The following is a 15,034-nucleotide window of genomic DNA, read 5'->3' on the forward strand; positions in this document are numbered from 1 at the left end:
CGAATGCCCCGACACCGCAAGGTGTCGGGGCATTCCCATATCAGCAGACAATAATCGACAGACAGTAATCAGCAGTCGATCGCACCTACCAGACCGATCGCGTCGAGCGCGAACGGGGCGGCCGAAGCGGTGCGGAAGACGACCGCGTGCGCGCCGAACGGCAGGTCACGCAGCCGGAACTGGCATCGCAGGGAGCCGTTCGTCGCATGCACCGGAGCGGCGGAACGGACCTCGACGCCGTCGACGAACACGTCGAGACTCGCGGAGCCGTCGGAGGGGCCGAACAGGTCGACGCCGGTACCGGTGAACGTCAACGCGACGGACGCGCCCGCGCCATAGGCACGCGAGATCGTGCGCATATAGGTGAACATGCCCTGCCCGTTGTCGTGCGCCCACGGCCCCGCATAGCGCAGGACCTGGGAGCCATCGTCCCACGAGCGCATGTGCATGTCGTCGATGAGCGCGGTGTAGTACGGCGCGCATCCGTCGACATGCTCGACGCGCAGGTTCGAGAACCGCACATGGTCGAAGCTGGTGCCGAGGTTCACGCGGCCCGCGGACTGCAGCGCCGGATCGGACCATGCGGCGACCTGCGCGCCGTTGACGGACACGATGGCGGTGCATCCGGCCACCTCGAGCGTGATCGTGTTCCACGCGCCGGCGCCAGGCGCGAACGGCCTCTCCCCCGCCTGCGCGGCGCGCTTGCGCAGATCCTCCAGGTGCCCGCGGCGCACTTCGTTGCCGAAGTTGCGCAGCAGCCAGATGCCGTCGGCGCGGATCTTGAAGTCAACGCCGCAGATGTCGGTGGTGAACTTGTCGCCGCCCATCTCGCGCGCTCCGACGAGCGCATAGGGAGCCCGGCCCGGATAGTCCTCGAACATCACGTCGACGGACACGCGGTAGTCGGTCCAGCGCATGTCACCGATCGCGGTGCGGGGTTCGCCTTCGATCCAGGCGTTGCCGGCGTGCGCCCAGTCGATCTGCTGGCGCAGCACGTGGCCGCGTTCCGCGTCGGGCACGATCTCGAACGCGCCGTTCGTGTCGTTCGTGTAGCGCGGCGTGGCGCCCGCGTCGCCGCCACGCGAGGCGAGCCAGTCCTCGGCGACGAGTCGGTTGCGTTTGAACACGTCGACGCGCGGCGCGTCGTCGCAGCGGAAGTCGTCGGCGTACAGCACGCCGTGGCACGGATCGACGTCGAGCACCGGGCGCGTCTGTTCGGCGGTATGCGGCAGGTCGGCCTCGTACCCGGCTTTGGGCGTGTAGCCGTCGCCGCCTGGGACCGTGTCGAACGTGTCGAGCGTGGTCGCGGTGATGATGCTCCACGGCGCGACGTCGACGACGTAGGTCTCGGCTCCGGCCGCGGTTCCGGCCGTTCCGGCGGAACCGTCGCCGGAGCCGTCACCGGAAACGTCGTCGGAAACGGCATGGTCCGGCATGACGATGGTGAGCGGGCGGCGATAGCGCGCGTCGTACGCCTCGCCTTCGCCGGCGGCGCTCGTGGACCAGATCTGCAACGGCTTGCCGTGCGCCTTGAGCGCGCGGTCCACGGCGATGACGTACGTCTTCGCCAGGGCGGAGTCGTTGACGATGACGGTGCTGAAGTCCGAGCCGTCCGGTGCGGCGAGCGTCAGATACGAGGGTTCGCCGTGACGCGCGCCCGAGACCGGATTGTTGCCGCCGACCTCGCTGCCGGACGCGGCGGGGATGGCTCTCCAGACGGGGCGCTTCGCGGCGACGCCTTCGGACGGCTCCCAGCCGAGGTTCGCGAATCTGGTGAAGTGCTCGAGCACGGCGCAGCCGGCGTCATAGTAGATCCAGCCGCTCCACGGGTCGCGGGCGGAGATGAGCTCCTTCGACGCGTACTCCATGTTCTCGTAGCAGGAGCCGATGGCCGGTTGGTAGATGGCGTGCGTGCGCCGCGACTCCACGAAGCCCTTGATGAGCGTGTTCGCCATTTCGAGGGCGCTGCCCGGGCCGCCGATGCCGGTACCGGTGCGTTCGCCCAACCCGTTGTCCATCGTGTTGTTCGGACGGTCGGCGGAGTTGGAGAACGTGGCCTGCGCCTCCGAATTCCACACCTCCTTGTCGTATTCGTCGGCGAGACGCGTGAAGCTGCCGTCCGGATCGTCCTCGACGGAATAGTGGTAGGAGGCCACGTCCATCGCGTCCAGATACTCCGGGTCGGCGATCACGTCGCCGCCGAACGTGCCGGTGACCTCCTCGTCGGAGGTGATGACCTTGATCGCGTGGAACAGGCGGCGTTCCTCGTCGCTGGAGAATCCGGCGGCGGGATCGTCCGGGCCGGTTCCGATGAAGCCCTCCTCGTCGGAGCGCACGCGGCGCGCGAAGTCGGCGATCCAGTCGAGGTCCGCGGTGCGCTCGTTGACGTCCGGATTGACCGAATCGACCATGAAGCCGTATTCGCGGTACGCGGCGAGGATCGTGTTCTTGTACCACTTGTAGACGTCGTCGTTGGAGTGGACCCAGGTGGGTGCCATCCAGCGCAGGATGCTCACATGCACGTCCGGCTGGTAGCGTCGGGCGTCGGCGGCGAGCTGGAAGCCGGGTTCGCGGGTCACGGCCGGGTATTCGTCCGGTTCGCGCATCGTGGCGACGTTCGGTCCGGTGGAGTTGTTGCGGTCGTTGCCCATCTCCACTTTGACGGTGTTCATCAGCGGTCGGTCGCCGGCGAACAGCGTCTTGACGAGTTGCCAGTAGACGCCCGGATGCTCGGCCTTGTAGTCCATGAGCAGACTGGATGTGGCGTTGCCTGAGAGCAGGCCGAAGCCTTTGTAGGTCAGTCCGTTGCGGTTGCGCGCGGCATCGGCCACGTCGGCGGCGGCGAGGGTGATGGCGACCGGTTCGTTCACGGTCATGGGGTTCCTTTCAATCGGTGGGATCCGATGGTTCGATCGGGTGGGCGGATCCGGACGGGCGGATCCGGATGCGTCAGTCATACAGCGCGACGATCCTGCGGTCCGCGGATTCGCGCGCCATGGCGAGCGCGAGCGGCCGCGACTGCCAGCGGGAGCCCGCCCACAGCAGGAAGACGACGACACCGGTGGCGAGCACGCCGACGAGGATCGGGCTGCGGGTCAGCCCCCACGCGTAGACGACGATCACTGCGGTGTTGGCGATGAGTATGACGAGCCGTCGCACACCGCACAGGTAGCCGTTGCGCAGCAGCGAGCGCCAACGGGCCTTCGGGAATTCGACCATGAGGTTCAGCGCGACGAGCGACGCCTCGACGGAGACCGCTGCGACGACGAGCGCCGCGGGCGCCAGCAGCCGCCCCCAGGCGACCTGCACGAGCAGCTGCGCGTCATAGAGCGCGAGGAATTCGATGAGCGCGAACGTCGCGCCGATCATGAGCGCGCGGGGCGCGAGACGTCGCCATGCCGCGGCGTACGGCCGGAACACGGCGACGGAGACGCCGCCAGGCACGTAGGGGGCGGCGATCCACCCGGGAAGCGCGGAAGCGGCGGAACCGTCGCCGGCTCCGGCTCCGGCACCATCGAACGCGTCGAGCGCGGCCCGCCGGGAGTCGGTCACGAACACCGGATGGTCGCGGAACATGGCGAACGCGGCGGCGATGCCGGGCGCGCACAACGCGCCTGCGGCAAGATACAGCGGGTAGAAGGCCAAGCCGGGCGCGAAGGCGAACGCGAGCGCCATCGGCAGGCAGCCGACCAGCGTCAGCACGGACATGGCGAGCAGCAGGTACACCGTGTTCGCCACGGCGAGGAACGCGTCGGCCGTGAGCCGCGAGTGCCGGATGCGTGTCGTCATCGCGATCATCCCTTCATGCCGGAGGTCGCGATGCCTTCGATGAACTGCTTCTGCCCGGCGAGGAAGACCACGAGGATCGGCAGGACGGAGAGGACCGAGCCGGTCATGATCATCGCGTAGTCGGCGTCGTACTGGGAGATGAAGGTCTTCAGCCCCAGCTGGATGGTGTACAGGTCGGGAGAGCGCAGGTAGAGCAGCGGACCCATGTAGTCGTTCCACGTGTTCGTGAACGTGATGATCGCGAGCGCGGCGATCGACGAGCCGGACAGCGGCAGGATGATGCGCCGGTAGATGCCGAATTCGCTCAGCCCGTCAAGCCGGGCGGCCTCGGACAGCGAGTCCGGGATCGTATCGTAGAACTGCTTCATCATGAACACGCCGAACGCGCCGAACGCCTGCAGCAGAATGATCGACCATCGCGTGTCGTTCAGTCCGACGATGGAGAGCATCTTGAACTGGGGGATCATGTATGCCTGCCACGGCACGGCCATCGTGGCCACGTAGATGAGGAACAGCGTGTTGCGGCCGGGGAAGTTGATCTTCGAGAAGCCGTAGGCGGCGAACGATCCGGTGAACACCTGCAGGAACGTCACGACGAGCGCGAAGAACACGGTGTTGCCGAGCCAGCCGAGCATGTCGGCCTTCTGCCAGATCTGCAGGTAGTGCTCGAAGTGCCAGGTCTCGGGCAGCCAGCGGACCGGCACCATGTAGATCTCGTTGTTGTTCTTGAGGGAGGCGAGCACCATCCATACGAACGGCAGGACCACGAACACGCTGACCACGACCATGGCCGCATAGCCGAGGATCATGCCGACGATGCGCGCGAGGGAGGGCCGGTGCACGTTGAACGGCACGTCGGCGGACAGGGGGCGGATCTGCTGGCTCATCTCACTTCTCCTTCGCGTTGTTGTACCAGAACTGCACGAGCGTGACGGCCAGGCAGATGAAGAACAGGGCCAGCGACACGGTGGAGGCGTAGCCGAAGTCGGCGCGTTCGAACGCCACGCGGTACACGTACTGGGCGAGCACGAGCGTGGAGGTGCCGGGACCGCCGTTGGTCATGACGAGCGTAAGGTCGAGGATCTTGAGCGAGGTGATGGTGAGCGTGACGGTTACGAAGAACAGCGTGGGGCGCATGCACGGCACGGTGACGTGCCAGAAACGCTGCCACGCGTTCGCGCCGTCCATCTTGGCGGCCTCGTACAGTTCGCCGGGGATGGTCTGCAGACCCGCGAGCAGCAGGATCATGAAATAGCCGACCTCGCGCCATGTGCCGACGATGATGACGGCGGGCATCGCCCAATGCGTGTCCGACAGCCAGCCGGGCACGTTCTGCGCCCCGACGAACAGGCCGAGGAACTGGTTGACGAGTCCGGCCTTCGGGTCGAACATCATGCTCCACACCTGCGCGACGGCCACGATGGCGGTCACGTACGGGAAGAACGCGACCGTGCGGAAGAACGCGCGTCCTTTGATCTTCGAATTGAGCAGCACGGCGAGACCGAACGCGATGGCGAGCGTGAGCGGGATGTGCACCACGGCGTAGTAGAGCGTATTGCGCAGCGCGTCCCAGAAGTTCTCGTCGGTGAACAGGCGCCGCCAATTCCACACGCCGTTGAACACGGGGTCGCCGAGCGCGCTCCACTTGGTGAACGACGTGTAGAACAGCGTGACCACGGGGATGAGGATCAGGATGAAGAAGCCGATGAAGTTCGGCGCGATGAAGATGAGCCCGTTGCGGATGTTGCGGTTGCGCAGCCGGTTGACGTGGCGCGAGTTGTCGCGCGCGTCGACGGCGTTCCGAGCGGCGTTCGGTTCGGTCATGATGCTCTCCTTCCCCGTTCAGTCCTCGCCGCCGGCGTCGCCGGGCAGCAGTCCGGTGTTGGCGATTGCGTGTTCGGCCTTGGCGAGCGCCTCGTCGGGCGTCTTCGTTTCGGACATGATCGACGACTGGGCCATGTTGAGCTCGTCCTGGATGACCTGCGTGGCCTCGCCGACCGGATTCTCCTGTTTGATGACGGATCTGCGGATCACCTCACGCGACTGGTCGTCGCGGGGCAGTCCCCGCTTGGCGAAGAACGCGTCGAGTGCCGCATCGGAGGTGTAGGCGGGCACCGATCCGGTGGCCGCGGTCACTTGCGCGCCCTGCTCGCCGGCGGCCCAGGCGACGAACTCCTTGGCTGCCTTCATCCTGGCGGAGGGCGCGTTCGCGGAGACCGCGAAGCCGGTCGGGTCGCCGTAGGTCACCGGTTGGTCCAGCGTCCTGCCGGTGCGCTGCGGCAGCGGGGCCACGCCCCATTCGAACGTGTCGGCCTCACCGCTCTTCTGCTGGTCGGCGAGCGGCCCCATGTACCAGGTGCCCATCGGCAGCAACGCGGCCTTCTCGGTGCCGAACTGCGACTGGTAGGTGGTCTTCGAGGCGGAGACCGTGTTGTAGGAGAGGGTGAGCCCCTCGTGCTGCATCGTCAGGAACAGTCGGTACATCGGCTTCAGATACGAGTAGTCGCCGGAGAAGAACAGCCTGTTCTGCCCCGCCACGTCACGCCCCTTGGATTGTTGGGCGAGCGCGATGGCCTGCGGAATCGCCTGGAACGACGTGTGGTGGTATGTCGGGTAGGTGTCCTTGTAGCCGGCGGCGGGCAGCTTGCGCTTGAGTTCGCGGCAGATGGCGAGGTAGTCGTCCCACGTCCAGGAGCCGTCCGGCGCGTCCACGCCGGCGGCGGCGAGCATCGTGCGGTTGTAGTAGAGGACGGTCGCGTCGACACGATACGGCATGGCGTAGGTCCGCCCGTCAATCACGTAGTCCTTGGCGACGGCGAGGTTCGCGTCGTCCCGGTAGCGTGCGGCCACGTCGGTGAGGTCGGCGAGCGCGCCCGGCGCGGCGTAGGTGTGGTACATCTTCAGGTTCTTCATCGGGAAGACGTCGGGGGCCTTGCCGGCGGACAGGTCGGCGATGAGCTGCTTGTCGTAGTCGTCGGCGCTGTACTCCTTGACGTCGACGCGGACGCCCGGATGCGTCTTCTCGTAGGCGCGGGCCAGCGCCTGGAATTCCGGGCGCGTGGCGAGCGTCCATCCGGCCATGCTGATGGTGACGCTCCCGTCGGGGTTACGCCCGTCGGCGGTGGCGCCGGCGGCCCCGCATGCGGCGAGCGACAGCCCGGCCGCGCATGCGGCCAGGGCTGCGATCGCCCGCGTGAACCAGTTCCTGTGTAGGCGCGCCATGGTCAGAACAGGGTCTCGTCGTGGTCGTCGGCCGGGTACGGCGTGTACGTGATTTCGAAATCGTCGTCGGCCGGCGCCTGCGTGACGTTGATCTCGTGATCGGACTTGACGAGGCTGACGGTGCCGTAGGCGGGGACGGCGACCTTCTGCCAGCGCGCGCCGGTGCCGCCCACGGTGACGGCCGCCTCGATGTCGGTTCCGGTGGGGTTGTACAGGACGGCGGTGATGTCGCCGGTGGCGTCGTCGGCGAAGGCGACGGAGCCGAGCCCGCCGTGGCGGCCGTCGCGCGTGTGGTTGGTGGAGGCGATGCGGTGGGAGCCGACGCGCACGTTCTGGGCGAGGTTGCGCAGCATGAAGTATTCGAGGTTGCGCTTGACCTTGCCGGTGGAGGAGTCGATGGTGATGACGCCGCGGCGGCCGGAGGTGCCGGCGTAGCTCGGGAAGCCCTGCTCGTCGAGCGCCATGTTCCACAGGTTGATCAGTCCCATGCCGTTGCGCACGAGCCAGGTGCCGATCTCGCCGAACATCACGTGGCTGGCCTCGTCGACGGTCTCGTCGAGCATGCAGCGGCGTTCGGTCATCGCGACCTTCCACTGCGGGAACTGGCGCGCGCCGTTGTGGACCCACTCGGGCAACCCGGAGTAGGTGTGGAAGGCGACGCCGGCGAAGGCGTTCGCCTGGGCGGGTGTCATGTACTCGGAGACGGGGCGCTGGAAGAAGCGCAGGGAGTCGTCGCCGAAGTAGATCTCGACGTCGGGGAACGTGCGGTCGAGCGCGGGGCGCAGGTATTCGCTGCCCCATCGGGCGAGCTCCTCGGGCGTCCATACGGTGATGGGCCACGGGCAGCCGTTGCTCGGCTCGTTCTGCATGGTCACGGAGGTGATGTGGATGCCGTACTTCGCGTAGGCAGCGATGAACTTCACGAAGTACTGGGCGTACACGTAGTCGATGGTGTCCTGGTAGCGGTAGCCGTTGCCCACGTATTCGCCGAGGCGCAGCCGCCCCGCGCCAGAGAGCACGCCGGAGGTCTTCATCCAGGCGGGCGCGGACCAGGGGGACGCCATGATCTTGACGGCCGGGTTGATGGCGATGATCTCCTGCAGGACGGGGATCACGTTCTTCAGGTCGCGGGTGGCGTCCGGAGCGCCCGGCTCGCCTTCGCCGATGGAGAAGTACTGGAGGGCGGCGTCGGCGGCGACTCCTTCGGGCAGGTCGTCGTAGGAGTAGTACTTCTGGCTGGAGAAGTCGCAGGAGCCGATGGAGATGCGCACGGAGGAGAAGCCACCCTGCTCGGGGTCGAACATCTCGGAAAGGATGGCGTGGCGCTGCCCGGCGTTCATCGAGTTCATGAACAGGGACGCGGAGGAGTCGGTGATCGCGGCGCCCACGCCCTCCCACATCTGGTAGCGGCGGGTCGGATCGATGACGATCGGCACGGCGTCTCCATGATCATGTTCGATCACTGGGGTGTCAATCGGCGTGCGGCGGTCGGCGAGATCACCGCTCGTGCGCGTCCAGTATTCATGGACGGGGATATGTGCTGTATGGGTCATCCTGACCACTCCTTCGTGCCTACTGGCGCATTGGTTCCGACTTCTTTGAACCGCGTCGCGCCACGCTGTGTCGCATTGCCTTCCAGTATACACAAGAAACGCCGCCAACAATCTTTTTCTATCTTTTTTTATCACTTTCAATCACAGGACTGATTATTTGTGATATATTGATCGTTGTCACAAGCCCGACGACCGAGGACGTTCGAGACCGCACCGAGGACGCTGGGAGGGCGCAACCTGACGCGACACAAGGAAGAAATCCCGAAGAAAGGACCATCATGACGGCTGCAACCGCTGACGCCACGGCCACGAAGGTCGTGGAGAACCCGCCGTTCAAGAAAACCGAACCCGTGGCCTACGCCATGGGAGACATCGGCAACGGCTTCTATTTCCAGCTGGTCACCAACTACGCACTCATCTATATGACCGACGCACTGGGCATCAACCCCATCGTCGCCGGCCTCATCATCTTCTGGGGCAAGATCATCTCCGCCTTCACCGACTTCGGCACCGGCGTCTGGGCCGACCACGCCCCGCTGCGCGAGGACGGCCGCTACCACTGGTTCGTGCGCACGCTGCGCTACCCGCTGATGGCCGTCATCATCCTCACGTTCCTGCCGTTCGTCTCCAGCTGGCCGATGGGCGCGCGCATCGCATACATGACCGTGATCTATATCCTCGGCGTCGCCTTCTACTCCTCCACCTCCGCGCCGTACGGCTCCTTCGCCTCCGTCTCCACGCCGAACGTCAAGCACCGCGATGAGATGGCCGCGGGCCGTGGCTTCGGTTCGACCGCCGGCGGCATCATCGTGACCTTCATCCTGCCGCTCGTCATGTACACGACCGTCAAGGATTCCACCGGCGCCGACAAGAAGATCCTCAACGGCCCGGTCCTCATCTGGGTCGCCATCATCTTCGCCGCCCTGCTGTGGATCTGCTACCAGATCACCCTCAAGGGCACCGTCGAGCGCATCCGCGTCGAGAAGACCGCCACCGAGCGCGTCCCGCTGTGGAAGTCCCTCAAGTACATGTTCACCAACCGCGCCATGGTCGCCCTCATGGTCGCCGCCCTGCTGCTCATCTTCGCGCAGATGTTCGCCGGCGCCGTGAACGCCTACCTGTACAAGGACTACTTCAACGACACCGCCGCCCTGGCCATCCTGGCCTTCCAGAACATCCCCGTCCTGATCGTCGCCCCGGTCATGCCGTCCATCTGCGACAAGTTCGGCAAGAAGCTCGTGTGCGGCGTCCTGCTCGCCTTCACCTGCATCGTGTACGTCGTCATGTTCCTCATGCACATCACCAACCCGTACGTGTTCGTCGGCATGTCCATCGTGGCGATCTTCGGCAACGGCGTGTTCGGCCTGATGGTGTGGAGCTTCATCACCGACATCATCGACGACATCCAGGTCAAGACCCACACCCGCGAGGACGGCACCGTGTACACCGGCTACATGTTCGCCCGCAAGATCGGCCAGGCCCTCTCCGGCCTGCTGCCCGCCGTCGTGCTCGCCGCCACCGGCTACGTGACCGCGACCTCCGGTCAGGCCGTCGTCCAGAGCGCCGACACCCTGAACAACATCTACGCGGTCGCCACGTTGGCCCCGGCCATCGGCAACGGCCTGATCGCCCTCATCCTCCTGTTCTTCTACCCGCTGTCCGGCGCGGTCTCCAAGCGGAACGCCGCCATCCTCGAGCAGCGCCGCGAGAAGGGCGAGCTGTGATGTCCCAGCTGCTTTCCGTGCTTGTCGTCGCCGTCGCCGTGACCGTCGGTGGAGCGATCGTCGACATCATCAGGCGCCGCTGACCACAGGTCTCCCGCACACGGCATGACTAGGGGGAGGGTTCCGATCCTTCGGTGGATCGGAACCCTCCCCCTAGTCGTTTCCATCCGTTCGGTTCGTCGCGTCCGCAACGACGGACGCGACGAACCGAACGCTCACAGCCGCACGAAGACCGTGGGCGCACCGGAGGACAGGGACGCGACGGGCGTCGGCTCGCCGTCGCCGGCGAGCCGGAACACGGCCACGTCGTCCGAGGTCTCGTTGGCGACCAGCAGCAGACCATCGACCGCGAGTATGTGACGCGGACGGCCACCGCCGCAGTAGACGCCGCGCCCGCGCCAGCCGGGCTCCGACTGCGCGGCGAGACGGCCCAGCCGCCTCCCGTCCCACGACAATGCCACGATGCGGTCGGAGCCGCGCAGACCCACATAGGCCATGCCGGCGATTCCCGACGCCGGCATGGGTGCCGACACGACACCCGACACGACACCCGGCACGAACGCGAGCGACGCGGCCTGATCCGGGCGCGGCAGGGCGTCGGGACCGAGACCGACCGTCTGCAACGCCGCGATACCGGCGGGCGCGCCAGCGTCGGGCCCCAGCAGAGTCACGGTGCCGCCCCATTCGCCGACGACCGCCACACGCCAGTCGCAACGATCCGCGGCCGCACCTCCGTCGACCGGCAGCAGGTGCAGGTCGCGCGGACCGGTGCCGGGAGCGAGCGCCACCGCGCCGACGCGCATCAGGTCGCCGCGCACCCATCGATGCACGTACACGCGGTCCGCACCGAGATCGCTGGTGAGCAGCCGTCCGTCGGGCAGCGGCAGCGCCCAGTGGGCGTGCGGTCCCTCCTGCGCCGGCAGAGGGCCTCGTCCGTCGCCGCATAGCGTCTTCACGGCTGGCAGGATCGCGCCGTCGTCCGTGACGGGATGCACGCATACGTGCCCGTCGCCGTAGTTGGTGGTGACGATGCGCCCGTGGCCCATGTCGTCGACCACATACGCCGCATGATTGGTGATGTTCCCCGGCGTGGGCACGCGCGACAACGGCTCCAGCCGCAACGACGCGCCTTCGCCTTCGATACGGAAGGACGCCATCTCATTGGTGTCCTCCAGCACGGCGAACAGCACGCGTCCTCCGCACGGCGTCTCGACGGCCTCCATCCACGTGGGCGAAGGCACGTCGGCCAGCAGGCGCACATGGCGCAGCGTCACGTCGCCGTCGCCGCCCGCACCGTCTCCGCCTCCGACGCCCAGTACCAGCTGTTCGATGCCCGGGCAGGCGGAATGCCGCAACGGCCCGAATCCTCCGACCAGGATGTCCGTCACCTTGCGTTCCATACGGTTCTCCATCGGTTTCTCCATTCTTTTCCGTTTCATTGTCGTCCGATCAGACGGCGTCATCGACGACGATGACGCCGGACGCGAGGAAGGGGGCGATTCCCGTCATGGGAATCGCCCCCTTCCTCGCTGGACGCCTTGGGCGTCCACCCGTTCCCCGGACCGGAATCCGGGGACGCCTCAGGCGGACAGGCCGGCGAACAGGGCCGACCAGTCCTGGGACTCGTCATCGCGGTCGCGCGTTTCGGCGTTCATCGGCACCTCCTTTCACCGGTCCCGTCCGCAGGTCGCGTCAGCGTCCGATCACTCGTCGACGCCCCAGACGCGGACCTTGCCCGGAGCGACGTCGCCGAGCAGGTGCGTGGGCGCCGGGTTGAGGTCGAACTTGCCGTCCTCGGGGACCTCGGACGTGTTGAGCTCGCCGTTGCCCTTGTGCACGGTGACGGTGCCCCATGCGGGGACGGTGACCTTCTGCCAGCGGTTGCCCTCACCGGAGATGGTGAACGCGGCCTCGAGCGGCTTGCCGGTCGGGTTGTAGATGTGGGCGGCCACATCGCCGTTCGGGGCGAGGAAGGCCACGGAGCCCAGACCGCCGGACCAGCCGTCGGGCGTGTAGTTGCTGGAGCGGACGACCACGGAGCCGGGCTCGACGTCCTGGCCGAAGGCGCGCAGCATGAAGTACTCGAGGTTGCGGATGACCTCGCCGGTCTCGTGCTGGATGGTCACGACGCCGCGGCGGCCGGTCGCGCCGACCTGGTTCGGCAGGCCGCGCTCGTCGAGCGCGAGGTTCCACAGGGCGATGAAGCTCTCGCCGGTGCGCACCAGCCAGTTGCCGATGATGCCGGACATGATGTGGGCGGCGTCCTCCGGGGTCTCCTCGATCATGCAGCGGCGCTCGGTCATGCCGAACAGCCAGTGGCTGTAGGAGCGGTTGGCGTTGAACACGTTGGTGTACGGCCCTTCGTAGGTGTGGAAAGTCAGACCGTCGACGGCGGCGGCCTCGTCCGGGGTGACGATGTCGCGCACCGGCCACTTGAGGTTGTGCATGGAGTCGTCGTTGATGAAGATGCGCATCTCCGGGTAGGTGTCGTTGAACGCCGGACGCAGGAAGTTGGCGGCGAACTCGGCCTGCTGCTTGAGGGTCCACATCATGGCCGGCCACTTCGGCGCGTTGGACGGCTCGTTCTGCACGGTGACGCCCCAGATCGGAATGCCGAGCTTCTCCATCTCCTGCACGTACTTGACGAAGTAGCGGGCATAGGTGCCCTCGAAGGAATCGTGCATCGGGTCGAAGCCGTTGCCGGTCCACTCGTTGAAGCGCAGGTGGCCGCCCTGGCACAGGTGGCCGGTGTTCTTCATCCAGGCCGGCGCGGACCACGGGGAGGCGATGATCTTGATGGACGGGTTGATCTTCAGGATCTCGAGCAGCACCGGGATGATGTACTTGAAGTCCTTGGTGGCGTCCGGGGCGCCCGGCTCCCCCTCGCCGAGGGAGAACTTGGTGAGCAGGTTGTCGTGCTCGCCGAAGGGCAGGTCGTCGTAGGTGTAGTACGGCTGCGCGGCCGGCTCGCAGGAGCCCAGCGGGATGCGCAGCACGGAGAAGCCGCCCTTGTCCGGGTTGAAGGTGTCGTCCAGGAAGGCGTGGCGCTGCTCGGCGTTCATCGAGCCCCAGATCAGGGAGGCCGCGGCGTCGGTCAGCGCGGCGCCGGCACCCAGCCACGGCTGCTTGCGATCGGCCAGATCGACGACGATCTTGGCGGCGTCGCCCGGATCGGACACGACCTCGGGCGCAGCCAAGGTCTCACGACGCTGCGTGAGGTCGCCGGAGGTGACGGTCCAGAATTCGTTGGTGTACTTGCTCATGTCGGTCCTTACATCGGTGTGCGGTATGCGGCTCGGTACGTCTCCGTACCGGTTCCGTGTACAGATCACAGCATAGCACTTTCAATCAGTTTTAATCAAATGCAATCACACGTGTTCAGCGTGTCGCCGCGCGATGACACATATTCTCGCGATTCTCCTCTACGCTGACTACGATATAAGTCATAAATGATCACATATGCGCAACGCGCTGATCACGAACGGAAAGCACTACCCATGACCGGCAATACCGCATCATCGACGAACACCCCCACGCGTGCGACGCGTGACGCGAGCACGGCGGCGGGGACAGGCAAACGCGATTATCTCCCCGCCGAACGGCAGGACATGATCCTCAACCTGCTCACCCGGCAATCCGTCGCCACCGTCGCCGAACTCGCACAGCTCCTCAACACCACCGAAATCACCGTGCGACGCGACCTGACCGTCCTGAGCAAGGCCGGACTGCTCAAGCGCGTGCGCGGCGGCGCGATGTCCGTCGGCGACGCCACCGAGCGCGCGACGGCCATTCCGGCCGCGGGCGCGACGCTCTCCGAGCGCACCGCGACCGACGGCATCGCCCTCACACCGGTCGCGCACGCCGTCGAACTCGGTGACGAGACGCCCGCCATCGGCGTCATGCTGCCCGAACCCAGCTTCTTCTGGCCCGGCGTCATCAACCACATGCGCGACATGGCTTCGCGCATGGGCCTGCGCGTCGTCACCCGCGAGACCTCCTACAACGCGGATGTGCACGAGGACGAGATCCTCGACGAGCTCACCGGCGACTCGACCATCTGCGGTCTGCTCGTCGCCCCCAACGCGCACGCCGACAGCGGACGCCGCACATGGGATTGGATCGACCGGGCGGACATGCCGGTCGTCGTCATCGAACGCGACCTGCCGATGCTGGCCACGCACTACGTGGACTCGGTGCGCACCAACCATCCGTACGGCGTGCGCAAGGCCGCCGCGCACTTCCTCGAACGCGGGCACACCCGCATCGGCGCCGCCCTCACCGACACCCCCACCTCACCGCTCATCCAGGAGGGATGGCGGCGCGTCGTCGCCGGATGCGACGAAATCGACTGCCCGTTCATCATCGATGGCATCCAGCCGTATGACACGAAGGGCGTGGCCAAAATCGCCGACGAGGTCATCGACTCCGGCGTGACGGCCATGCTCGTCCACTCCGACTATCTGGCCATCGCGCTCGCGCAGACGCTGGAACAACGTGGCAAGCGCGTGCCGGAAGACATCTCGCTGATTTCAGTCGACGGGTTCGCCACGCCCAGTTCGCGGCCGCTCACCGTGCTGCGATCCTCCGAAAAGGATTTCGCGGCGGCCGCGCTGGAGACGCTCGTCAACCGCATCCAGAACCCCGGATCCGCCACACGGCACGTGTACGTGGATCCGAACCTCATCGACCGCGGATCCGTGGCCGACATCCGCTGACGGAACGCCTCCGGCGGACGCCGGCCACGCC

At 66.5% G+C, this 15,034-nt stretch carries 10 protein-coding genes; 2 read left to right on the top strand and 8 right to left on the bottom strand.

Annotation, left to right across the window (positions count from 1 at the left end; genetic code table 11):
- Nucleotides 1-68: 68 nt before the first annotated feature.
- From AC1AYN_RS04790 to AC1AYN_RS04815, 6 genes are all read right to left on the bottom strand, one after another.
- A complete protein-coding gene (locus AC1AYN_RS04790; protein WP_476532375.1) occupies nt 69-2,876 on the bottom strand; it encodes a glycoside hydrolase family 30 protein in 2,808 nt (935 codons plus the stop codon).
- A gap of 73 nt (nt 2,877-2,949) precedes the next feature.
- Complete coding sequence (locus tag AC1AYN_RS04795) at nt 2,950-3,789, bottom strand: hypothetical protein (protein WP_476532376.1); 840 nt, start codon at nt 3,787-3,789, stop codon at nt 2,950-2,952.
- 5 nt (nt 3,790-3,794) lie between these two features.
- Nucleotides 3,795-4,676, bottom strand: coding sequence for a carbohydrate ABC transporter permease (locus AC1AYN_RS04800; protein ID WP_476532377.1), 882 nt, complete (start codon nt 4,674-4,676; stop codon nt 3,795-3,797).
- A gap of 1 nt (nt 4,677) precedes the next feature.
- Entirely contained in the window at nt 4,678-5,613 is a 936-nt protein-coding gene (locus tag AC1AYN_RS04805; RefSeq protein ID WP_476532378.1) for a carbohydrate ABC transporter permease, read from the bottom strand.
- Between the two features lie 18 nt (nt 5,614-5,631).
- Entirely contained in the window at nt 5,632-7,011 is a 1,380-nt protein-coding gene (locus AC1AYN_RS04810; protein ID WP_476532379.1) for an ABC transporter substrate-binding protein, read from the bottom strand.
- 2 nt (nt 7,012-7,013) lie between these two features.
- Nucleotides 7,014-8,564: a glycoside hydrolase family 30 protein gene (locus AC1AYN_RS04815; RefSeq protein ID WP_476532380.1), complete on the bottom strand. Its 1,551-nt coding sequence runs from the start codon at nt 8,562-8,564 to the stop codon at nt 7,014-7,016.
- A gap of 278 nt (nt 8,565-8,842) precedes the next feature.
- Here AC1AYN_RS04815 and AC1AYN_RS04820 point away from each other — a divergent pair, with 278 nt between their 5' ends.
- Nucleotides 8,843-10,288: an MFS transporter gene (locus AC1AYN_RS04820; RefSeq protein ID WP_476532381.1), complete on the top strand. Its 1,446-nt coding sequence runs from the start codon at nt 8,843-8,845 to the stop codon at nt 10,286-10,288.
- Nucleotides 10,289-10,503: 215 nt separating this feature from the next.
- Here AC1AYN_RS04820 and AC1AYN_RS04825 read toward each other — a convergent pair whose 3' ends face one another.
- Together AC1AYN_RS04825 and AC1AYN_RS04830 are read right to left on the bottom strand one after the other, a co-directional pair.
- Nucleotides 10,504-11,700 (bottom strand): lactonase family protein, encoded by a 1,197-nt coding sequence (locus AC1AYN_RS04825; protein ID WP_476532382.1) that lies wholly within the window; start codon nt 11,698-11,700, stop codon nt 10,504-10,506.
- Nucleotides 11,701-11,991: 291 nt separating this feature from the next.
- Nucleotides 11,992-13,551: a glycoside hydrolase family 30 protein gene (locus tag AC1AYN_RS04830; protein WP_476532383.1), complete on the bottom strand. Its 1,560-nt coding sequence runs from the start codon at nt 13,549-13,551 to the stop codon at nt 11,992-11,994.
- Between the two features lie 234 nt (nt 13,552-13,785).
- Between AC1AYN_RS04830 and AC1AYN_RS04835 the strand changes: the two genes are divergently transcribed.
- A complete protein-coding gene (locus AC1AYN_RS04835) occupies nt 13,786-15,003 on the top strand; it encodes a LacI family DNA-binding transcriptional regulator (RefSeq protein ID WP_476532384.1) in 1,218 nt (405 codons plus the stop codon).
- Nucleotides 15,004-15,034 lie beyond the last annotated feature (31 nt).

The organism is Bifidobacterium sp. LH_413 (assembly GCF_056357015.1).